Source organism: Pseudomonas sp. MH9.2 (genome assembly GCF_034353875.1).
Lineage (GTDB): Bacteria > Pseudomonadota > Gammaproteobacteria > Pseudomonadales > Pseudomonadaceae > Aquipseudomonas.
The window spans coordinates 4,172,068-4,194,167 of record NZ_CP133784.1; the positions used below are offsets into that span (position 1 = coordinate 4,172,068).

The window sequence follows — 22,100 nt, forward strand, 5'->3', positions numbered from 1 at the left end:
CGCGCGCCTCCGATCATGCATTCCTGGGCAGATAAACCGGGTTGCTGACTTCGCGAAAAAATTCCCACAGAGCCGGGATCTCCGCAGCTCTGCTGTCGGGCCCAGGCGCTAGAGGCGCTCAAGCCCAACGAATGGGCAGTCTGCCAGTAACTGATCAAGGTAACGGCCGTCAGCCAAGAGTAACTGAGGCGCAAGTTCGGCCAGGGGATATAGGACGAAAGGCCGGGCGTGCAGGTGATAGTGCGGCACTTTTAAGCGCGGCTCATCAATCAGGCGTTCGCCGAATAGCAGGATATCCAGGTCCAGCGTGCGCGGGCCCCAGCGTTCGTGGCGTTCGCGGCCCTGATCAAGCTCGATGGCCTGCAATGCGTCGAGCAAGGCCAAGGGCTCAAGCTCGCTGTCCAGCACGGCGACTGCATTGGTAAAACGCGGCTGGCCGGGCAACAACGAATCGCTGGCATAAAAGGAAGACACGCCCACCAGCCTGGATTGGGCCACGTGCGCCAAGGCTTTGAGAGCGTTGCGCAGTTGCTCGGCCGGGTCAGCCAGATTGCTGCCCAAGCCTATATAGACACGCTCCATGATCAATCGCCCCTCTATCAGTCGCCTGAAGTGGTCGGTGCGTCGGCGCCATTGCGCTTGCGTTTGCTGCCGCTGCTGCGACGGCGTTTGCGCGGGGCTGCACCGGTGGCATCGGGCTTGCTGCCCAAGTCACGAATCATGTTGCGTCGATCGCTGTCGTTGCCTTCCTGATAATCAGTCCACCAATCGCCAAGACCATCGGTTTCTTCGCCAGCGGTTTCGCGCAGCAACAAGAAGTCGTAGCCCGCACGGAAACGCGGGTTATCAAGCAACAGATCGGCACGTTTGCCGGTACGACGAGGCAGACGCTCCTGCATGTCCCAGATCTCGCGGATCGGCAGGGTGAAGCGCTTTGGAATGGCGATGCGCTGGCACTGTTCGGTGATCAGCTCGTGGGCGGCCTCCTGCATGGCCGGAATCGGCGGCATGCCGCGTTCCTGCAGGCGAATGACTTTGGCCGGCAGGGCAGGCCAGAGCAGCGCGGCGAACAGGAAGGCGGGGGTAACCGGTTTGTTCTGCGAAATACGCAGGTCGGTATTGCCCAGTGCTTCGCTGATCAGCGTGTGGGTGTACGTCGGGTTCAATTCCAGAGACTTGGCGCTGGCCGGGAACAATGGCTCGAACAGCTCGAGGTCAACCAGCATTTCGAAGGTGGACTCGGCGTAGCCGGACAGGAACAGCTTCAACACTTCTTCGAACAGGCGCGCTGAAGGGATGTCCCGCAGCATGGGCGCTAATTGCCGAATCGGCGTGGCGCTGTGTTTTTCAATGCCGAAATCCAGCTTGGCGGCGAAACGCACGGCCCGCAGCATCCGCACCGGATCTTCTTTGTACCGCTGCTGTGGATCGCCAATCAGGCGGATCAAGCGATTGCGGATGTCGTGCACGCCGTTGGCGTAGTCGAGGACACGCTCGCTGACCGGATCGTAATACAGCGCGTTGATCGTGAAGTCGCGACGCTGGGCGTCTTCTTCAAGGGTGCCGTAAACGTTGTCGCGCAGGATGCGTCCGCTTTCATTGCGGGAAGACTGGTTGCTGTCCTCTTCTTCATCATCTTGCGGATGGTTGGCGCGAAACGTCGCGACCTCAATGATTTCACGACCGAAATGGACGTGAACCAGTTTGAAGCGACGGCCAATGACGCGTGCGTTACGGAATTCTGCGCGTACTTGCTCCGGCGTGGCGCTAGTGGCGACGTCGAAATCCTTGGGCGTTATATGCAGCATCAGGTCGCGCACACAGCCGCCGACCAGATAGGCCTGATAGCCGGCGTTCTGCAAGCGCTCGACAATACTGACGGCGTAACGACTGAACTGGCCGCGTTGCAGCGAGTGTTGGCTGCTGGTGAGCACTTCAGGCGTGCTGCGAATATGTTGCGGTCGACGCACGGGGGAACGGAATGACTGGAATAGCTTCTTCAGCATGGGATGCACTGTTTGAAGGGATATTCGGCCAAAAAACAAGAATGACCGCATGATGGGCGGGGATTCTAGCATTTAGTCGGGGGATGGTGTAGGAAGCTGCGCGCAGGGGGCTGTATCAGGCGCTCGAGCGTTAGACCATGAGGGTTTTTCTGCAGAAGCTACTGGGGGAGCCGAAGCTCCCCCAAAGTGTTTGCGCTTTATTTTTATTATCGAGTCGGGCTTTTTGTTTTTATTGAGTGCCCAATCCACAAGCTTTTCGCCTGTGAAACCTCCCAGTCGGGAGTCAAGAGCAAACGGATTGCTTTGGTCGCTGCGTTGCAATGATCGTTCGATCCAACCAGTTCAGGCTCTACCTTAGGGTAGCTTTTTATTATTCTCGGCCTGGTTGCGGGGCAAGCCCCAAATACAACTCCTCTCCAAAAGAATCAGTTAGCTGCGCCTCCGCCGTGTTGTTTTTATTGTGCGTGAGTCGATTCGTCTTATTTTTATTGTCTTTTGCATTGCTTGTTATTGTTCTTGTACAAGACATATAGCAGGACCTGTGCCAACTTTTTAAATCCCTTTAAAATCGGGGGCTGGAGGGGTTTTGCGGTTTTTGGCAGGCATAAAAAAGCCGGGTCTTCGTTACCATAAGACCCGGCTTTTGTTACGTGTACTAAGGAGGGTAACAGTTTGCTCTAGGGCGGGAACACCGCGTGCCAGAGCCTCGCAGCCCCTAATGACCTCAGCTTTCGCTGGCGATACCGGTTTTGCGACGCGGGATACCCAGGCGCTGACGTCGCTCCCACAGACACTTACGGCTGACCCCGAGTTTGCGGGCCAATTCGGTTTCAGTCATGTGGTCCTGATGCTCGAGAACGAAGTGCTGGAAGTAGTCTTCCAGGGACAGGTCTTCGGTTGGCTCGTGGCTCGTGGAACCGGACGAGCTTTGCTGTGGGGCCAGGCCCATGAAATCGTCATCATCCAGGTCGCTCAGCTCGATATCGATGCCCAGCAGTTCGGCAGAGATTTCAGGGCTCTCGCACAGAATCACGGCGCGCTCGACTGCGTTTTCCAACTCGCGAACGTTACCGGGCCACGTGTAATGACGGATGGCCTGCTCGGCATCCGGGGCGAACTTAAGGTCGGTACGACCGACTTTCGCGCTTTGCCGGGCCAGGAAAGCGTGGGCGATGTCATTGACGTCGGCACCCCGTTCGCGCAGGGCTGGTAGTTTCAGGGCGATAACGTGCAGACGGTAATACAGGTCTTCACGGAACTGGCCGACTTTGGCCAGGCTCTTGAGGTCACGGTGGGTGGCAGCAATCAAGCGCACATCGACTTTTTGCGATTGCACCGAGCCAACGCGACGGATTTCGCCTTCCTGGAGTACGCGCAACAGCCGCGCCTGAGCCTCCAGCGGCAACTCGCCGATCTCATCGAGAAACAGGGTGCCGCCGTCAGCCGCTTCGACCAGACCTGCCCGGCTGGCGCTGGCACCGGTGAACGCCCCTTTTTCGTGGCCGAACAACTCGGACTCGATCAATGATTCCGGGATTGCGGCACAGTTCACCGAAATCATCGGTGCCTTGGCGCGTTTGGACAGGTTGTGCAGGGCTCTGGCCACCAACTCTTTACCGGTGCCGGACTCGCCCTGGATCAGCACGTTGGAGTCGGTTGGCGCGACTTTGCGGATTTTGATGTAAAGGTCCTGCATCAGTTGGCACGAGCCAATAATGCCGATTTCGCCGTTACTGTTGTCGACCGCACCTTTATCGGTGCCGCCAGCGCCAGCAGGCTTGGACGCGGCTGCGCTACGTTCAGCCTGGAGGCTTTGGATGCTTTGCCTGTCACGCAAAATACGCGCGACGGCCTGGAGCATTTCGTCGTGATCGAAGGGTTTGGCGATGTAGTCCACCGCGCCCATTTTCATCGAATCCACGGCAGAGCGCAGGCTGGCATAGCTGGTCATGATCAGGACAGGTTTACCCTGGCCCAGCTTGATCAATTCGGTGCCGGGTGCGCCAGGCAGACGCAGATCGCTGACGATGAGGTCAAACGAGGGGATGCTGAAACGTTCCTGGGCTTCCTGCACCGAACCCGCTTCGCTGACCTGGTACTGGTTGCGTTCCAGCAGGCGACGCAGGGCCGAGCGGATAATTGTTTCGTCTTCGACGATCAGAATGTGCGGCATTGATTCGATACTCTCGACGGTCTCAGTTCACAGCGGACGTCGCTTCGACATGACGCGGTAATGTCACCCGAATACGGGTACCGCGTTGGTGCTCGGGGTCGGCCGGGCTGTCGATGGTGATTTGTCCATAATGCTCTTCCACGATGGAATAGACCAGTGCGAGGCCCAGTCCGGTACCTTCTCCTGGATCCTTGGTCGTGAAGAATGGTTCGAATAATCGGTCCATGATCGCTTTTGGAATGCCACTGCCTTCATCTTCTACGATCAGATCGACCGTGTGTTCCGATGCCTCGCTTTTAACCCGCACCGCGCAGCCCGAAGGCGACGCGTCACGGGCGTTGGTGAGCAGGTTGATCAACACTTGCGCCAGTCGCTGTGGGTCGCCATCGACCCAGTGTTCGGGGTTGCACAGGTTGAAGAATTGAACTTCGTAGTTACGCCGGTTCAGCGCCAGCAGACCGATGGCATCTTGCGCCACTTCGGCCAGGCAAACCGGTTCGTCGGAATGTTGATGACCGCCGGCATGGGCGAAGCTCATCAGCGACTGGACGATGCGCGAAACACGTTTGGTCTGCTCAAGGATCTGGCTGCTGATTTCGCTCAGTTCGCTGTCGTCCTCGCGCTCTTCGCGCAGGTTCTGGGCCAGGCAGGCGATGCCGGTGATCGGGTTGCCTATTTCGTGGGCGACACCCGCCGCCAGACGACCGATGCTGGCCAGGCGTTCGGAGTGCACCAGTTTGTCTTCGAGCATCTGGGTGTCGGTCAAGTCTTCGACCAGCAATACCAGGCCGCTGTTGCCGGGGGCAAGCGGTTCATCAATGGCCGCTTTGTGCAGGTTCAGCCAGCGGGTTTGACCGTCGAGCCCCAAGCGTTGTTTGTGCAAGTGTTCGTCGGGCAGGTCAATAAAGCCTTGCAGCAATGCTTTCCATGGATCGGCGATGGTTTCCAGTCGCGAACCCACTACGCGCTGCGCAGCGATGCCGGTCAATTCCTCCATGGCCTTGTTCCACATCAGGATCTCTTGATCCTTGGCCAGGGAGCACACGCCCATTGGCAGTTCTTGCAGGGTCTGGCGGTGATAGCGGCGCAAGGCATCGAGTTCGGCGGCAAGGCCAGTCAGCCGGGAGTGGTAGTCCTCGAGGCGGCTCTCGATAAAGTGGATGTCTTCGGTGACGTAGTTTTCGCTGCCGGACTTATACGGCAGGAAGGTTTCGACCATGTCCTGAGCGACGCTGGGGCCCATCAGCCCGGACAGGTTGGCTTCGATCCGGTCGCGCAAGCGGCGCAGGGCATAAGGTCGACGTTCATCGAAGGGCAGATAGAGGTCGCGCAGTGCCTGTTCGACTTCTTTTTGGGCGGCCTTGGCGCCGAGGGGTTTGGCCAACTGGGTGGCGAATTCCTGGGGTGAGGCAGCGTGCAGCTCGCGGCGTTGTGGGCGTCGGACGTTGTCGACGGCGCACGCCTCGGCGGCGCTGGCTTCTTCCGGGCTGGCATCACTGAACAGCGAAATTAGGGTGAATATCAGAACGTTGGCCGCCAGCGAAGCGATGGCTGCCATGTGCCAACTGGTGTCGTCGAGCACGTAAATCATGTTCAGCAGAGGAATGTAGAAACCCTGAAAGTTGCCGATCAACGGCAACAGCATGGTCACCATCCACACGATGATCCCGGCCAGCAACCCGGCGATAAAGCCCCGACGGTTGGCAGTCGGCCAATACAGGACCGACAGCACACCCGGTAAAAACTGCAGAGTGGCGACGAAGGCCACAATGCCCAGATTTGCCAAGTCCTGCTGCGCGCCAATCAACAGGTAAAACCCGTAGCCGGCCATGATGATCGCAACGATCAGTGCGCGGCGGGTCCACTTCAGCCAGCGGTAGATATTGCCTTCGGCAGGTGGCTGATACAGCGGCAACACCAGGTGGTTGAGCGCCATCCCGGACAGGGCCAGGGTGGTGACGATGATCAGTCCGCTTGCTGCCGATAACCCGCCGACATACGCCAGTAGCGCCAGGGCTTTGTTGTTGGCGGCAATGCCGATGCCCAGAGTGAAGTATTCAGGGCTGGTGGTGGCGCCGAGTTTAAGGCCGGCCCAGAGAATCAGCGGCACGGCCAGGCTCATCAGCAACAGAAACAGCGGCAAACCCCAGCTGGCGCTGACCAGCGAACGCGGATTGAGGTTTTCGGTGAAGGTCATGTGGTACATGTGCGGCATGACAATCGCTGAGGCAAAGAACACCAGCAACAGGGTGCGCCAAGGGCCTTCCTGCAACGGGGTATGCAGGGCGGCGAGTGCAGCCTGGTTTTGCAGCAGCCACTGCTCCAGTTGCTGCGGGCCGTCGAACACTCCGTACAAGGCGTATAGGCCAATACCGCCGACCGCGATCAACTTGATCACCGATTCGAAGGCGATGGCGAACACCAGGCCCTCATGCTTTTCCCGAGTCGCGATGTGCCGCGAACCAAAGAAAATAGTGAACAGGGTGATCAGTGCGCAGAACGCCAGTGCAACGCGGTTCTGCACTGGCTCACGGGTCAGGATGCTGATGGAGTCGGCCACGGCCTGGATCTGTAAGGCCAGTAACGGCAGCACGCCAATCAACATGAAAATGGTGGTCAGCGCGCCGGCCCAGGTGCTGCGAAAGCGGAAGGCGAACAAGTCGGCCAGTGATGATAGCTGGTATGTGCGGGTGATCTTGAGGATCGGGTAGAGCAACACCGGCGCCAACAGAAAGGCCCCGGACACACCCAGGTAGCTGGAAAGGAAGCCGTAACCGTACTGATACGCCAGACCAACGGTGCCATAAAAAGCCCAGGCGCTGGCATACACCCCGAGAGACAAGGTGTAGGTCAGCGGGTGACGAATGATCCAGCGCGGAATCAGGCCGCGCTCACTGACCCAGGCGACGCCGAACAGCACCAGCAAATAGGTGGCACTGATCAGGATCATCTGGGTCAGGCTAAAGCTCATCGGCATCACGTTGACTCTGCAGGATAAAGGTCACGACGATCAGAATCAGCCAGAGTAAATACGGGCGATACCACGCGCCTGTCGGCTCAATCCACCAGTCCATGATGGCCGGGGAAAATAGGTATATCCCCACCACCAGGAGCAGGACCAATCGATAGATATACATGCTGGTCCCTCACTAAAAAGGTGCGGCGATGGTACTGGATGGTGGCCAAGCTGCAAGTGGCGTTTTAATAACGGTCAGAACTTGAGTGCGCTTGGCATGCTAACTCAGCTTAATAGAGCCTCTTCAAGGCTGTGGGTGCGGGGGATGAGCGCAGCGTCCCAATGGCGAATTCCCCAGTCGAGTAACTCTCTGAGGCTGGCATATTCAAGCTCATCGCTGACGGGCTGGCCCAATGCCCGCAGGGCTCGCAGCAGGAGTGGGATGGCCTGGTCGCTGGACAGGGGCGGCGAGCGATACGACTTGCCCAGTTTGTTGCCGTCGGGCTGAGTGATCAGCGGGACGTGCAGATAACGGGGTTGCGGCAGACCGAGCAATTCTTGCAAGTAAAGCTGGCGGGGCGTGGAATCGAGCAGGTCGGCGCCGCGCACTATGTCGGTGACCCCTTGCCAGGCATCGTCGATCACTACCGCCAATTGATAGGCGTAGAGACCATCACGCCGACGAATGACGAAGTCGCCAACGTCTCGCCCCAGATGCTGAGCAAACTCGCCTTGCACACGGTCCTTGAAGCGGTACTCCAGCTCCGGCACGCGGATACGTACCGCCGCGTGCTCAGGGTCATGCCCGGCATTGCGGCACAGACCCGGATAAATACCGTGGAAGTCTTCCAGCTGTTTGCGCGAGCAGGTGCAGGCGTAAGCCAGGCCCTGGCTCAACCAGCGATTTACCACCTGAGCATAAGCTTCGTGGCGCAGGCTTTGGTAGACGACCTCGCCGTCCCACTCGAAACCGTAGCGCTCCAGGGTTTGCAGAATCGCCAGTTGTGCACCGGCGACTTCGCGCGGCGGATCGAGATCCTCCATGCGCATAAGCCATTTGCCGCCCACGGCGCGGGCGTCAAGGTACGAGGCCAGGGCCGCAACCAATGAGCCGAAATGCAGGTAACCGCTGGGGGTTGGCGCAAAGCGCCCGATGTAGGGAGGGGATTTCATGGGGGCGATGTTACTGGAACTCGTTGATCACGATCCACTGACAAATCAAATCGCCAGGAACCACAAGGGGCGCCGGAGCGCCCCTTGTTCAGGTTGAAAACAGATTATTTACCGACCTGTTTTTCCTTGATTTCCGCCAGTGTTTTGCAATCTATGCACAGGTCGGCTGTAGGACGGGCTTCCAGTCGGCGCAAACCGATCTCTACACCGCATGACTCGCACCAACCGTATTCTTCGTCTTCGATCAGTTGCAGCGTCTTGTCGATCTTTTTGATCAACTTACGCTCACGGTCGCGGGCACGCAGCTCCAGGCTGAATTCTTCTTCCTGGCTGGCGCGGTCTGAAGGATCAGGAAAGTTAGCAGCTTCATCCTGCATGTGATGCACGGTCCTGTCGACCTCCTGCATCAGTTCCTTTTTCCATTGGCCAAGAATATGGGTGAAGTGAGCGCGCATACGAACGCCCATGTACTCCTCGCCCTTACTCTCAACGTAGGGTACAAAGCCGCGAATCAGTTGGCTGTTCTGTTGCTGTGCTTTATTGGGCATGAATGGACCGCCTCTTACTCTTCTAATCCATTGCGCAGGAATGATCCATCACCGACACCTGCCGGCCCTGCGGCTGCAAGCGGGCGAACTTACCAGATCGAATCGGAGCGCGCCACTCCCCGTTGTCGAGCGTGCAGTCATTGCTTGGCTTTAAAGCCCTGATAGTTGGACATTGGGCGTAAAAACGCGTTCGGAAATCTAATTTTAGTCCCCGCAACGGCGCCTGCCGGGTTTTATTTTCGATCAGGTTTCGGCGCCGCTCGACAGTAAACGCGTCATTAAACGGGCTCTTGCGCGGGCGCTTGGGTAGAATCGCGGGATTAATACTTCGACGCTCCCCGCTAAAAGGAAGACTTATGGCTCAGCCCTACAGTGCACGCAGTCGCGCTATCGAACCTTTTCATGTCATGGCTTTGCTGGCGCGGGCGAATGAACTGCAGGCAGAGGGTCACGATGTCATCCATCTGGAGATCGGCGAGCCGGACTTCACTACGGCTGAGCCGATCATTGCAGCCGGTCAGGCGGCATTGGCTGCGGGCAAAACCCGCTACACCGCTGCCCGTGGGTTGCCCGAGTTGCGTGAAGCCATCGCTGGCTTCTATGCCCAGCGTTATCAGGTGACTGTCGATCCGCACCGAATTCTTGTGACCCCCGGTGGTTCGGGCGCCTTGCTGCTTGCCAGCAGCCTGCTGGTAGACCCCGGTAAACACTGGCTGTTGGCCGACCCAGGTTACCCGTGCAACCGGCATTTTCTCCGACTGGTTGAGGGGGCCGCGCAACTGGTGCCGGTGGGGCCGGAGGTTCGTTATCAACTGACGCCGGATCTGGTGGCGCAGAACTGGAACCAGGACAGCGTCGGCGCGCTGGTCGCATCGCCAGCCAACCCGACCGGTACTTTGCTACAACGCGATGAGCTGGCTGCGTTGTCCGCGGCGTTGAAAGCGCGTAATGGCCATTTGGTGGTGGACGAGATCTACCACGGGCTGACTTACGGCTGCGATGCGGCCAGCGTGCTTGAAGTCGATGATGATGCTTTCGTGCTGAATAGCTTCTCCAAGTATTTCGGTATGACCGGCTGGCGTTTGGGTTGGTTGGTCGCCCCCGAAGATGCTGTGGCAGACCTGGAAAAACTCGCGCAAAACCTCTACATCAGTGCACCGAGCATGGCCCAGTATGCGGCGCTGGCCTGTTTCGAACCGCAGACCCTGGCGATTCTCGAAGAGCGACGTGCCGAGTTTGGGCGTCGGCGTGATTTCCTGTTGCCGGCCTTGCGCGAATTGGGTTTTGGCATTGCTGTCGAGCCAGAGGGAGCGTTCTACCTTTACGCGGACATCAGCGCCTTTGGCGGCGATGCGTTTGCGTTCTGTCGGCACTTTCTGGAAACGGAGCACGTCGCGATCACCCCAGGGTTGGACTTCGGCCGTTTTCAGGCGGGTCACCACGTACGGTTTGCCTACACCCAGAGCCTGCCGCGTTTGCAGGAGGCGGTTGAGCGGATTGCCCGTGGCCTGCGGAGTTGGCAGGGCTGATGCGCTTTTCTCCTGAACTGGAACAAGGCCGTCTACTGATTCGCTACAAGCGCTTTCTCGCCGATATTGAAACGGCCAGTGGCGAAAAGCTGACTATTCACTGCCCCAATACCGGTTCGATGTTCAACTGCATGGCGCCGGGTGGGCGCATTTGGTTCAGTCGATCCAACGATCCCAAACGCAAGCTGCCGGGTACGTGGGAGATCAGTGAAACCCCGCAAGGGCGCTTCGCCTGTGTCAACACCGGACGGGCGAATCACCTGGTGGAGGAGGCCTTGCTTGCTGGGGTGATCACCGAGCTGAACGGCTTTACCGCCCTCAAGCGAGAGGTGGCTTACGGCCAGGAAAACAGTCGGGTGGATTTTCGCCTGGATTATTCGAGCGGGCCTGCCTTTGTCGAAGTCAAAAGCGTGACCCTGGGGTTTGACGATTCGCGGATTGCTGCTTTTCCAGACGCAGTGACCCAGCGCGGGGCTCGCCATCTTCGTGAGTTGGCGAGCCTGGCTCGGGAAGGTGTGCGTGCGGTGCTGTTGTATTGCGTCAACCTGACCGGGATCGACGCAGTGCGCCCGGCCGAAGAGATTGACCCTGCGTATGCTGCGGCCCTGAGTGACGCGGTTGCGGCAGGTGTTCAGGTCTTGGCCTACGGAGTGCAGTTGACCCCTGATGAGGTTCGCATCGACCGTCGGCTTGAGGTGCATTTAGCACCGTCAACGTGACTAGGTCGGGCTGATCCAGACCCCGCTCGGGTCTTCGCGACAAGCAATTGCGCTTAACGATTGTCCTGCGCAAGGCCCGGACACACATTCTCCGCTTTCAATCAGAAACAGGGCGCCGTGGGTTGCGCACTGAATCAGGCTTGCGCTCGTGTCGAGAAATTGATCCGGCTGCCACTCCAGCGGTACACCTCGATGCGGACAGCGGTTGCGGTAGACAAAGACTTGCCCTTCCCGGCGTATCGCCAGCAGTTTGAGACCGTCTAAATCAAAACCCCGACTTTGGGATTCAGTCAGGTAATCTGCGGCGCAGAGAAATTTCATGCTTGGCTCCGATCGCCAGTAAGTTCCCACCCGGACGCGAAATGGCCTGAGCGGGTGATTAAGCTTGATGCAAGAATGCCAACAATTATCGAACAGCTGGCGTGTTCAACGCTCGACAGTGTCGCAGCTCTGGCCGTTGGATGCTGCTTCCTGAAAGTGGCTAGCGGTCAATATTCAAGGGAACCTCGATATGGGCCTTCGTGCCAGTGGTCTCGGTCTTTGTGCCGAATCCTTTTGTAAACCGGCGTCTCGGGTGGCCGAAGGCTCTATGGCGGAGTTGTCGCCGCAATGAACGGTTTAGTGCCGCCGCGCGCCCTGTTCATTGGTTTGAGTGGGGTGTGCTTTATCGCGTTTTGGCTTTCCCTGGCGCTGGGCCCCATCAGTTTGCCGCTGATGGACACCTTGCGAGCGGGGTTGCGTCTGCTGGGCGTACCCGTGTCGGGCGCAGGCCTGGAGCAGGCCGAACTGATTCTCGGCCAGATCCGCTTGCCGCGTACCCTTCTTGGGCTGGTCGTCGGTGCGGTGCTGGCATTGACTGGCGCTGCCATGCAAGGCTTGTTTCGCAATCCGCTGGCCGATCCCGGACTGGTCGGTGTTTCCAGCGGTGCAGCCTTGGGCGCTGCGGTGGCGATTGTCAGCGGCTCGGTTTTTGGCGGCTTGCCGGAAGTGCTAGCGCCCTATTTGTTGTCGCTGTGTGCGTTCATCGGTGGGCTGGGCGTGACCGCGATGGTCTATCGATTGGGTCGGCGCGATGGGCAGACCAGCATCGCGATCATGCTGTTGGCCGGCGTCGCACTGACCGCATTGGCGGGGTCGACCATCGGCCTGTTCACCTACCTGGCCGATGACGCCACCTTGCGCACCCTGACATTCTGGAATCTGGGCAGCCTCAACGGCGCCAGCTACGCCCGATTGTGGCCGTTGCTATTGGTCTGTGTGCTGATCATCGTGTGGCTGCCGCGTCGGGCCAAAGCGTTGAACGCCTTGCTGCTGGGGGAATCCGAAGCCCGGCATTTGGGCGTCGATGTCGAAAAGCTCAAGCGTGAACTGATTTTTTGTACCGCGCTGGGTGTCGGTGCAGCAGTGGCTGCGGCGGGCATGATTGGCTTTATCGGACTGATCGTGCCGCATCTGGTGCGCTTGTTGACGGGGCCTGATCATCGCGTGCTGTTACCTGCCTCGGCGTTGGCGGGGGCCTGCCTGTTGTTGTTTGCGGATATCTTTGCGCGTTTGGTATTGGTGCCAACTGAGCTGCCGATCGGTATCGTGACCGCATTTTTGGGTGCGCCGTTCTTTTTATACCTGTTGGTGCGTGGGCGTACCTGATGACGGGTGCGTGGAGGTACCTGATGCCGTTACGAGGGCGCACCTGATGCTACGCAGTGAAAACCTGCACATTCAACGCGGTACAAAAACGGTGTTGACGGATATCACACTGGACCTTCGCCCAGGTGAGATTCTCGGCGTACTGGGCCCCAACGGTGCCGGCAAAAGTACCTTGCTGGGGGCGTTGTGTGGTGAGCTGAAAGCCGCTCGGGGGCAGGTTTGGCTGGATCAAAAAAGATTGGCCGACTGGGGCGGTTCAGAGCGGGCGCAGCGTTTGGCGGTACTGCCGCAAAGCTCGACCTTGAGTTTTTCTTTTAGGGTGGAGGAGGTGGTGGCGATGGGGCGCTTGCCCCATGACAGTGGTCGGGTGCGTGATGCGGACGTCATTCGTGCCGCGTTGATCGCTGCGGATGCGGCGCATCTACAGGGGCGCAGTTATATGGCGTTGTCCGGTGGCGAACGCCAGCGCGTGCACTTGGCGCGTGTGCTGGCACAGCTATGGCCGGGTGAACGTGGTCAAACGTTATTACTCGACGAGCCAACATCAATGCTCGACCCGCTGCATCAGCACACCATTCTGCAAGCAGTCCGCGAGTTTTCCGATCGCGGGGCCGCGGTGATGGTCATCCTGCACGATTTGAATCTGGCTGCGCGCTACTGTGATCGTTTACTGTTGTTGGCGAGTGGTCACGCCCATTCGCTGGGCAGTCCTGCCGTCGTTCTCCAGCCTGAGCCCCTCAAGTCGGTCTTTGGCCTGGAGGTATTGGTGCAAGCTCACCCCGAACGCGGCCATCCTCTGATCATCGCGCGATAAAAGGCAGGCCTGATGCTTCGTTTGCTCTGGATTATGTTGCTTGCCGGGTTACTGGCTACGCTGAGTGCTTGCCAAACCACGTCCCCCGTACGAAAGGTACCTGCCTGGCAAAGCCCGCGTGGGCATGAGCAGGCGGATGTCGGGGTCATCCGTGATATGAGCAGCGGTCGGGAACTGACGCCGCAGCAGCTGGCCGAGCGTTTAGCGCAGGCGCCGAGGGTCCTTGTCGGTGAGCAGCACGACAACCCCGATCATCATGCGTTGCAGCTATGGCTTTTGCAGGTGCTGGCCGATCAGCGTGCGCAAGGCAGCCTGCTGTTGGAAATGCTCACTCCTGACCAACAAGCGAAGGTTGATGCGGTCCAGGCGGAGGTCAGAAAGTCGGGTATTCCTGATGACCTGCCCGCTGCTTTGGCGTGGCAAAAGGGCTGGGACTGGGCTCTTTACGGGCCTGTCGTGCGCTATGCGCTGGGACAGCCCTATCCGTTGTTGTCGGCGAACCTGGATGCTCGCGACGTCACGGCGATCTACACGCAAGCACCGACGCTGACCGGCGTGCATTCGACCACCCCGGCGGTGCGCGAGCAATTGCTGAATCAGATTCGTGAATCCCATTGCGGATTGCTGCCGGAAGAGCACATGCCTGCGATGCTCGCGGTCCAGCAGCAGCGAGACCGGCGCATGGCGCAGAGACTGCTCGAAGCACCTTCACCCGCGCTGCTGTTTGCCGGTACTTACCATGCGCGCAAGGACTTGGGTGTGCCCACGCACCTTCTGGATCTGGGTGTCAGCCACGGCACCGTTGTGCTGCTTCTGGCGCAAGCCGGCGCTCCGGTGTCGCAAGGGGCTGCCGATTACGTCTGGTACACCCCGGCATTGCCTGAGCAGGATTACTGCGCACAATGGCGGGCCCAGCCTAAAAAGCCTTGATCATCGCTGTCATTGCACACCTAGGCACGTCTTCATTCGGACTCTTCCCTTAGTTTTGTAGTCCATGTCCCTGTTCGACGCTTGATCGAGTCTGGAGCATCGGCCTCGTTTATTGTTCTGCCTGTTGTGTAAGGGATTGGACAGAATGAACGAAATGACTCCGCAGGATGAGCAGTTGGCGCGTCAAGTGATCGGATTGCTTGATCTGACCCTGCTCAACGCCGATGACACAGAGGCGCGGATTATCGCCCTTTGCCAGCGAGCGCTAACGCCCGTGGGGACTGTCGCCGCCGTGTGTGTCTATCCGCGTTTTGTGCAACTGGCGCGGCGTACCCTGGATGAATTGCACGCGGAGACGGTGCGCGTCGCCGCCGTCGCCAACTTTCCGTACGGCGGGCTCAACATCCAGTCCGCTGTTTCTGAAACCAGGGGTGCCCTGGCCTCCGGTGCCGATGAGATTGATCTGATGTACCCGTATCGCACCCTGCTGACTGGTGACCAGCAAGCGGCGATGGACTTGGTTGCGGCGTGCAAAACGACGTGTGGCGAACGGGCGGTACTCAAGGTCATTCTGGAAACCGGTGAATTGAAAGACCCACAGATCATCCGTAAGGCCTGCGTGGACGTCCTGGCGGCGGGTGCTGATTTCATTGAGACCAGTTCTGGAAAAGTCGCAGTCAATGCCACGCCCCAGGCCGGACGTATCATATTGGAGGTGATTGCCGAGGCAGGCGGGCAGGCCGGAATCAAAGCGGCAGGCGGGATTCGCACGTTCGAGGATGCGCAGGTCTATCTCGACCTGGCTCGTGCCCGCTTCGGCCCGCATTGGGTCAATGTCAATCGTGTGCGACTAGGGGCTTCGAGCCTGCTCGACGATGTGCTGACCCGGCTAGGCGTGCTGGCGCCGGGGCACTAGCCGAGTGCGATGGCGGCGCTTTCATACAGGCAAAAAAAGACCCGGCAAAAAGCCGGGTCAATAACCGTGATTAGCCTGATGAGGAGATAATCTGAGAGTCCGAACCACTGGCCTTTCAAATCATCGACCAGCTGCAGAAATAATAACGATTCTCATTTGCGTGTCAATGCCTGGTCCATAACTAATTTCAACGGATTGACGCCTAGTACCTTTGGGTCGGCGCAAGTGCTTCAAGTTGCTGGTTCAGAGCTTGTTTACGCTCGACGGGGATGTCATTCCAATGCATGTCCAACAGCGCGCCTTCAATGGCATAAAGCAGCACTTTCGATGCTCGAAAACCTCGAGCACGTACCGCTTTGTAAGCGTTCACCGGGCCTAGCCGACGCAAGTCGGAAGCATTATGAATGCCGACGGCATGCAGCCATTGGGCAGACGTCTTGCCGAGGTTTTTCAAGTGTTGCAGTTCATCGTTCATCGAGCCTCCTTGCGATGGCTGAGCACTGCACTGTGTTTGCGGTGTGAGCAAATCTGAAAGGAGTGTAGCGGGCAGTGGCGAAAGCGCGGGCTATTGATACAGCAGGCTAAAGCTCGCTCGGGAAGGCGACATTCGACAGGGGCAAGTTCGGAGGGGGCAGGTATGCGCAGGGGACATGGGCAGCACGATCAGGCCCGCACGATAGAGCGTGCGGGGCCCGATTATCGGGCGATCATTTAGTTCTGTAGCGCAACCGGGTGCCAAAGTTGACAGACATCAGAATTTCATCCGCCGTCAGTTCCGCCGGGAAAAAAGTCCCGGAGATCTGTGCATGGCCAATGCTGGCGCCTTCCAGTGCGGTGTGACGCAGGTCCACTCCGCGTAGATCGGCTGCACGAAAATAGGCATCCGTGAAATCGACACCGGTGGCGTCCAGCCTGCGTAGATCAAGACCGCGGAAATCTCCGCCGACAAGATCGACGGTACCCGTTTTTGGCTTCTGTTCATTGAAGGCCGTGATGTCGTCTTGGTGCAGAAGAGCGTAGAGCGGGGAGTCGAGCTGTTTAGGCTGGCTCATGGGGGCATCTCCTGTTGGAATTGTGGCGCCAGTATAATGCCACTATTTTTGTGCCGTGAAGCATTAACTGCATCACGGCACAAAGTATCGCTTACAGCCCCGGCAGGCGCTGGCGGATATGGGCAACCAGACCATCAAGATCGCTGCTGTTGTTGGTCTCGACGCGTTTGCTGCGCAGAATCTCATCAGCGCCCAAGGCTTCACGATGGGCCTGTTGAGCTTCAATCACTTCCATGGTCGCGTCGGACGGATCAACATTTTGCGCCTGACGTTGCGCCAGCCAACCCGCGATCACCGCTTGTGGCGCGTTGCAATCTAGGATCAGGAACGGCGCCCCCGAAGCCTCGGCAGCTTTTGCTGCGGCGTCGCGTTGCTCGCGCTTGAGGTAGGTCGCGTCAATCACGACCGGGAAGCCTGCGCGCAATACGTTGTCAGCCAGTTGATGCAGGTGGGTATAGGTGGCAACGCTGGCGTCGGCACTATAAATACCGCCGTTCTCGCTGTGCTTGCCGAAAAGACGTTTACGTTCGACGTCAGAGCGTAAGCGAATCGCGCCCAATGCTTCCACCAGACGCATGGCTACGTGGCTCTTGCCGACGGCGGAAACACCGTGGGTAATGACCAGAAACCGCGATGGGATGGCGCTGTAGCTTTCTGCCAGGTTGGCGTAATTGCGGTATTGGCGCAGGGTGCTGGCGCGTTGCACGGGATCGGCGTGCTCTGGCAGGCTGAACAATGCAACCTTGGCACGGACCAGTGCACGATAGGCTTTGTAGAAATTCAGCAGTTCCAGGCCCTGATAATCGCCGGTCAGTTCCAGGTACTGGCTGATGAAGCGCCGTGACAGTGATTTCAGGCCGCGGTCTTCCAGGTCCATGGCCAGGAACGCGATGTCGGCATAGACATCAGTCAGGCGGAAGGGCTCGTTGAATTCAATGCAGTCGAAAATCACCACCTTGCCGTCGATCAGCGTGGCGTTTCCCAAGTGAATATCGCCATGGCACTCGCGAATGAAACCTGCCGCCTTGCGCTGTGCGAAAAGGTCTTTGAGTCGCTCGAAGCTGGACTCAGCCCACGCCTGGAGCGCGTCCAGTTGCTGCAGGTCAGCCTTGTCACTGATCAACGGGCGGATTTGTTCGAAATTTTGCAGGACCGGCGCCATCACGCTTTCAGGTGCGCCAAGCGCATGTTCCTGTGGGACGTGCGGTGCGTTGATGTGGAACTCTGCAATCTGCCTGGCCATCTCGTCGATGTGCGACGGCGTCAATTCGCCATTGGCCTGCAGCGTGCTGAGCAACTGGCTTTGTGGGAACTGGCGCATTTTAAGTGCGTACTCGATGACCTCGCCATCGCCGCCCAGTTGCGGTGCTTCAACGCTGCCGGTAATCGGCAAGACATCCAGGTACAAATCGCTAGTCAGACGCTGGTTCAGGCGCAGCTCTTCGCGACAAAAATGCTCGCGTGCCGGCAGGCTGGTGAAATCGAGGAAGCCGAAGTTGACCGGCTTCTTGATTTTGTACGCGTAGGGGCCGGTGAGCAGCACCCACGAGATATGCGTCTCAATGACCTGGAAACCTTCTACCGGATGCGGATAGAGGGCCGGGTTTTGCAGCGCGGCAATCAGGGACTGGCTCACAGGCGATCCTTCAAGGGGTTGAAAATCAAGGCTGCTATTATGGCGATTCATGGCTGCGCTGCAAACCGCCCGAGGGTGCCTGTCGATCGTGAACAAAGTGCGTATAATCCGCCGCCATGACTCGTACCCGCACTCCCCGTACCCCCAAAAAACGCGCCTCTGGCGGTCTTCGCACCTGGTTTGGCTGGGCTTTGAAGCTCGGACTGGTAGGCCTTGTCGTGCTCGCAGGCTTTGCGGTTTATCTCGACGCTATCGTCCAGGAAAAGTTTTCTGGCAAGCGCTGGACGATTCCGGCCAAGGTTTACGCCCGCCCGCTGGAGCTATTCGTCGGACAAAAGCTTTCTCAGGTCGATTTCCTGACTGAACTCGATGCCTTGGGCTATCGCCGTGAAAGCGTCGCCAATGGGCCGGGCGCGGCAGCGGTGAACGGCACCAGGGTCGATCTCAATACCCGTGGTTTCCAGTTTTATGAAGGCACGGACCCTGCACAGCAAGTCAGCGTGCGTTTCTCGGGCGACTATGTGGCCGGGTTATCGGCGACCGATGGCTCGAAATTGTCGGTTGCGCGGCTCGAACCGTTATTGATCGGCGGGCTTTACCCGAAGAATCTCGAAGACCGCATCCTGATCAAGATCGATCAGGCGCCGCCGTATTTGCTCGATACGCTGATCACGGTTGAAGACAGGGATTTTTATCACCATTTCGGTGTGTCGCCAAAGTCGATTGCCCGGGCGTTCTGGGTCAACGCGTCTGCCGGGCAGATGCGTCAGGGCGGCAGTACGCTGACCCAGCAGTTGGTCAAGAACTTCTACCTGAGCAACGAGCGCAGCCTTAACCGGAAACTGACCGAAGCCATGATGGCCTTGCTGCTGGAGGTGCACTACAGCAAGCAGGAAATCCTCGAGGCTTACCTCAACGAGGTCTTCCTTGGGCAGGACGGGCAACGAGCAGTCCACGGTTTCGGTCTCTCCAGCCAGTACTTCTTCAGCCAGCCGCTGTCCGAACTGAAGTTGCATCAGGTAGCGCTGCTGGTCGGCATGGTTAAAGGCCCTTCCTATTACAACCCGCGCCGCTATCCCGAGCGCGCGCTGGAACGCCGCAACCTGGTGCTCGACCTTCTGGAGCAACAGGGCGTGGCGACGCCGGAAGTCGTCGCTGCGGCCAAGAAAATGCCGCTGGGTGTGACCAAGACTGGCAGCCTGGCGGACAGCTCGTTCCCCGGCTTCCTGGACTTGGTCAAACGTCAGTTGCGTGAAGACTATCGCGACGAAGACTTGACCGAAGAAGGTCTGCGCATCTTCACCAGTTTTGATCCGATCCTGCAGATGAAGTCCGAGGCCGCGGTCAACGAAACATTCAAGAAGTTGGCGGGTCGCAAGGGTTCCGAGGATGTGGAGGCGGCAATGGTCGTGACCAATCCGGAAACCGGCGAAGTCCAAGCGTTGGTCGGTAGCCGTCAGGCAGGGTATGCCGGGTTCAACCGGGCAATCGATGCCGTACGGCCGATTGGGTCGCTGGTCAAGCCGGCCATCTATCTCACGGCCCTCGAGCGTCCAAGTCAGTACACGCTGACCAGTTGGGTGTCCGACGAGCCATTTTCGGTCAAGGGTGCAGATGGTCAGATCTGGAAACCTCAGAATTACGACCGCAAGGCGCATGGCAACATTTTCCTGTACCAAGGGTTGGCACATTCCTACAACTTGTCCACGGCCAAACTGGGGCTTGAGCTGGGTGTGCCGAATGTGTTCAAAACCTTGGCCAAGTTGGGTGTGACCCGTGAATGGCCTGCGTATCCGTCGATGTTGCTGGGCGCGGGCGGGCTCAGTCCGATGGAGGTGGCAACCATGTACCAAACCATTGCAAACGGTGGCTTCAATACGCCGATGCGCGGTATTCGCAGCGTACTGACTGCCGAGGGCGAGCCACTCAAGCGTTATCCGTTCCAGATTCAGCAGCGTTTCGATCCGGGCTCGATTTACCTGGTACAGAATGCGATGCAGCGCGTCATGCGCGAAGGCACGGGTAAGTCGGTCTACAGTCAACTGCCGAGCTCTCTGAATCTGGCGGGCAAAACCGGCACTAGTAACGACTCGCGTGACAGTTGGTTCGCGGGTTTCAGTCAGGACTTGCTGGCCGTTGTCTGGCTGGGCCGCGATGATAACGGCAAGACTCCGTTTACCGGTGCCACCGGCGCGTTGCAGATTTGGACAAGCTTCATGCGCAAGGCAGACCCACTTCCATTGGATATGCCGCAGCCGGACAATGTGGTTCAGGTCTGGATCAATGCCAGTACCGGTCAAGGCTCCGATTCAACCTGCCCGAATGCGGTCCAGATGCCGTATATTCGCGGCAGTGAACCGGCACCCGGCGCAGCCTGTGGCGGTGTCAATCCAGCACCGGCCGATGCAGTGATGGATTGGGTCAAGGGCTGGTTGAATTAAGCAAAGAGGATGTGATGTGAATAAGTGGTGGATTCCTGCGGTAACGGCTTTGGCTTTGCTTAATGGCTGTGCCAGCGTGCAGCGTGGCTCAATTCCGGTGGTGGACTCCGGTAGCAAGGTCTCCAACAGTGAGCGTATCCCCGCCAACAACAAGGGCACGTATCGGCCCAATGTTGCCCAGCCTCAGCAGCGGCAAGCGATCCCGCAAGATTCAGGTGTAGTGGTGATGGTGCCTGGCGGTGGTGGTAGTTCTGCGCCGATCCAGAGTTACGCGGCGCCAATCAATACTGCGCCGATCAGCACCAGCCCGATCGATACGTCGCCGATCAGCCCATCGCCGATCAACTCTGCCCCCGTGAATACGGCGCCCGCTAATACCGGCAACTACGGCGCGCCTGCGCCTGTAATGCCGAGCGGTATCCCAAGTGGTGGCGGTTTGTCTGCGGACGAACAGCTGGATGGCCCGGTCTTGTCGTTGCTCACGACGGCTCAGCAGCAACAAGCCAGCGGCGATCTGAATGGCGCGTCGTCGAGCCTTGAGCGTGCCCAGCGTGTGGCGCCCCGTGAGCCGCAAGTGCTTTACCGTCTGGCGCAAGTGCGTCTGGCTCAAGGGGATGCAGCGCAGGCCGAACAGCTCGCTCGCCGTGGCCTGACCTACGCCAATGGGCGGCCAAGTCTGCAGGCAAGCCTGTGGGGTTTGATTGCCCAATCGCGTGAGAAGCAGGGGGATCCGGCTGGCGCAGCAGTGGCCCGCCAAAAAGCCAAGGTCAGCTTCTGATGGATAGGCGCTTCCCTCGGATCGCAGAGCAATTGCTGCTGATCGAGCGTGAACTGCGTGTGCTGGGTTGGTGGAGTGATCTGCCACCCAGTGAGCAGGTGTTGGCCAGTCGCGAGCCTTTTTCCGTGGATACGCTGGAGTTCCACCAGTGGTTGCAGTGGATTTTTCTACCGCGGATGAAAGTCATCCTCGAACAGGATCTACCCTTACCCAATGCGTCGGGTATTCTGGAAATGGCCGAGATGGTCTATGCAAGCCGTCAGGGTGAAGCTCGACAGCTTCAGCAACTGCTGGCGCAGTTCGATCGACTGATCACCGAGGTCAGTTGACGCTCGGCTCTTTGCCTGGCGCGTTTACTGGCAGTTTTCGCTAATGGTTTTTTGGGTTTCGGCTATTCGGGTCTGACGCTCTTCCTCGGTCAAACGCCTCACGTCTCCATTCACTTCCTCACGCAGGCGCGGATTGTTTTGAAGCTGGACCAGATTGGTCCTTACGTCTTCGCAATACTTCGCCCGTTTGGTCTCCTGCACCGCAATCTGTTTTTTGACTTTGCTTTCTATTGCTTTCTGGTCGCCCTGCACGCTGCCTGCCGCCGGGGAAGGGCGGGGAGGGGCTGGCGGAGCCTTCTGCACATCAATCTGTTGCGTCGGCTGCCCGGCTGGCGGTTGCGCATCAAAATGAGTCTGGCCTTGGGCATCGACCCATTTATAGATCTGCCCGGCTTGGCTGGTGGCGCTCACTGTAAACAAAAGAACGGCCGCTAGGGTCCTGTAGCGCATGGT

At 58.6% G+C, this 22,100-nt stretch carries 21 protein-coding genes; 9 read left to right on the forward strand and 12 right to left on the reverse strand.

Annotated features, from left to right (window positions below):
* Positions 1-108 precede the first annotated feature (108 nt).
* The 7 genes from folK to dksA all read right to left on the reverse strand — a co-directional run bounded on the left by folK (position 109) and on the right by dksA (position 8,856).
* Positions 109-582, reverse strand: coding sequence for a 2-amino-4-hydroxy-6-hydroxymethyldihydropteridine diphosphokinase (gene folK, locus RHM55_RS19170; protein ID WP_322177837.1), 474 nt, complete (start codon positions 580-582; stop codon positions 109-111).
* 17 nt (positions 583-599) lie between these two features.
* Positions 600-2,006, reverse strand: coding sequence for a polynucleotide adenylyltransferase PcnB (locus RHM55_RS19175; RefSeq protein ID WP_322177838.1), 1,407 nt, complete (start codon positions 2,004-2,006; stop codon positions 600-602).
* 724 nt (positions 2,007-2,730) lie between these two features.
* A complete protein-coding gene (locus tag RHM55_RS19180) occupies positions 2,731-4,179 on the reverse strand; it encodes a sigma-54 dependent transcriptional regulator (protein WP_322177839.1) in 1,449 nt (482 codons plus the stop codon).
* A gap of 22 nt (positions 4,180-4,201) precedes the next feature.
* Complete coding sequence (locus RHM55_RS19185) at positions 4,202-7,156, reverse strand: sensor histidine kinase (protein ID WP_322177840.1); 2,955 nt, start codon at positions 7,154-7,156, stop codon at positions 4,202-4,204.
* Positions 7,140-7,316 (reverse strand): hypothetical protein, encoded by a 177-nt coding sequence (locus RHM55_RS19190; protein ID WP_003250005.1) that lies wholly within the window; start codon positions 7,314-7,316, stop codon positions 7,140-7,142. The genes RHM55_RS19185 and RHM55_RS19190 overlap by 17 nt, the downstream gene beginning before the upstream one ends.
* Before the next feature lie 104 nt (positions 7,317-7,420).
* Complete coding sequence (gene gluQRS / locus RHM55_RS19195) at positions 7,421-8,308, reverse strand: tRNA glutamyl-Q(34) synthetase GluQRS (protein ID WP_322177841.1); 888 nt, start codon at positions 8,306-8,308, stop codon at positions 7,421-7,423.
* 104 nt (positions 8,309-8,412) lie between these two features.
* Positions 8,413-8,856 carry an RNA polymerase-binding protein DksA gene (gene dksA / locus RHM55_RS19200; RefSeq protein WP_219063805.1) on the reverse strand — a complete coding sequence of 148 codons (444 nt, stop codon included), beginning with the start codon at positions 8,854-8,856 and terminating at the stop codon, positions 8,413-8,415.
* Between the two features lie 356 nt (positions 8,857-9,212).
* Here dksA and RHM55_RS19205 point away from each other — a divergent pair, with 356 nt between their 5' ends.
* Positions 9,213-10,385, forward strand: a complete 1,173-nt coding sequence (locus RHM55_RS19205) for a pyridoxal phosphate-dependent aminotransferase (RefSeq protein WP_219063804.1) — start codon at positions 9,213-9,215, stop codon at positions 10,383-10,385.
* Complete coding sequence (sfsA, locus tag RHM55_RS19210; protein WP_322177842.1) at positions 10,385-11,104, forward strand: DNA/RNA nuclease SfsA; 720 nt, start codon at positions 10,385-10,387, stop codon at positions 11,102-11,104. Before RHM55_RS19205 ends, sfsA begins: the two co-directional genes overlap by 1 nt.
* On the opposite strand, the gene RHM55_RS19215 is transcribed toward sfsA, so the two are convergent.
* The gene (locus tag RHM55_RS19215) at positions 11,105-11,425 is read right to left on the reverse strand and encodes a Rieske (2Fe-2S) protein (RefSeq protein WP_322177843.1); all 321 of its coding nucleotides are present in this window, start codon (positions 11,423-11,425) and stop codon (positions 11,105-11,107) included. It abuts the gene before it with no gap.
* Between the two features lie 288 nt (positions 11,426-11,713).
* Between RHM55_RS19215 and RHM55_RS19220 the strand changes: the two genes are divergently transcribed.
* The 4 genes from RHM55_RS19220 (at position 11,714) to deoC (ending at position 15,411) form a co-directional block, all read left to right on the forward strand.
* A complete protein-coding gene (locus RHM55_RS19220; RefSeq protein ID WP_322278332.1) occupies positions 11,714-12,751 on the forward strand; it encodes a FecCD family ABC transporter permease in 1,038 nt (345 codons plus the stop codon).
* 46 nt (positions 12,752-12,797) lie between these two features.
* Positions 12,798-13,565, forward strand: coding sequence for a heme ABC transporter ATP-binding protein (locus tag RHM55_RS19225; protein ID WP_322177844.1), 768 nt, complete (start codon positions 12,798-12,800; stop codon positions 13,563-13,565).
* A 12-nt stretch (positions 13,566-13,577) separates the two neighbouring features.
* A complete protein-coding gene (locus RHM55_RS19230) occupies positions 13,578-14,495 on the forward strand; it encodes a ChaN family lipoprotein (RefSeq protein ID WP_322177845.1) in 918 nt (305 codons plus the stop codon).
* Between the two features lie 145 nt (positions 14,496-14,640).
* The gene (deoC, locus tag RHM55_RS19235; RefSeq protein ID WP_322177846.1) at positions 14,641-15,411 is read left to right on the forward strand and encodes a deoxyribose-phosphate aldolase; all 771 of its coding nucleotides are present in this window, start codon (positions 14,641-14,643) and stop codon (positions 15,409-15,411) included.
* Positions 15,412-15,613: 202 nt separating this feature from the next.
* Here the strand turns inward: deoC and RHM55_RS19240 are convergent, their stop codons facing one another.
* The 3 genes from RHM55_RS19240 to RHM55_RS19250 form a co-directional block, all read right to left on the reverse strand.
* Positions 15,614-15,886, reverse strand: coding sequence for a TfoX/Sxy family protein (locus RHM55_RS19240; RefSeq protein WP_322177847.1), 273 nt, complete (start codon positions 15,884-15,886; stop codon positions 15,614-15,616).
* Between the two features lie 232 nt (positions 15,887-16,118).
* Positions 16,119-16,463 carry a pentapeptide repeat-containing protein gene (locus RHM55_RS19245; RefSeq protein ID WP_322177848.1) on the reverse strand — a complete coding sequence of 115 codons (345 nt, stop codon included), beginning with the start codon at positions 16,461-16,463 and terminating at the stop codon, positions 16,119-16,121.
* Between the two features lie 91 nt (positions 16,464-16,554).
* Complete coding sequence (locus RHM55_RS19250; RefSeq protein ID WP_322177849.1) at positions 16,555-18,099, reverse strand: bifunctional aminoglycoside phosphotransferase/ATP-binding protein; 1,545 nt, start codon at positions 18,097-18,099, stop codon at positions 16,555-16,557.
* Positions 18,100-18,215: 116 nt separating this feature from the next.
* Here RHM55_RS19250 and mrcB point away from each other — a divergent pair, with 116 nt between their 5' ends.
* The 3 genes from mrcB to RHM55_RS19265 are packed head-to-tail and all read left to right on the forward strand — an operon-like array spanning position 18,216 to position 21,647.
* On the forward strand, positions 18,216-20,540 hold the full coding sequence (gene mrcB, locus RHM55_RS19255; RefSeq protein WP_322177850.1) for a penicillin-binding protein 1B: 2,325 nt from the start codon (positions 18,216-18,218) through the stop codon (positions 20,538-20,540).
* A 16-nt stretch (positions 20,541-20,556) separates the two neighbouring features.
* Entirely contained in the window at positions 20,557-21,318 is a 762-nt protein-coding gene (locus RHM55_RS19260; RefSeq protein WP_322177851.1) for a tetratricopeptide repeat protein, read from the forward strand.
* Entirely contained in the window at positions 21,318-21,647 is a 330-nt protein-coding gene (locus RHM55_RS19265) for a YqcC family protein (protein WP_322177852.1), read from the forward strand. The genes RHM55_RS19260 and RHM55_RS19265 overlap by 1 nt, the downstream gene beginning before the upstream one ends.
* A gap of 24 nt (positions 21,648-21,671) precedes the next feature.
* On the opposite strand, the gene RHM55_RS19270 is transcribed toward RHM55_RS19265, so the two are convergent.
* Positions 21,672-22,097 (reverse strand): DUF4124 domain-containing protein, encoded by a 426-nt coding sequence (locus tag RHM55_RS19270; protein WP_322177853.1) that lies wholly within the window; start codon positions 22,095-22,097, stop codon positions 21,672-21,674.
* Positions 22,098-22,100 lie beyond the last annotated feature (3 nt).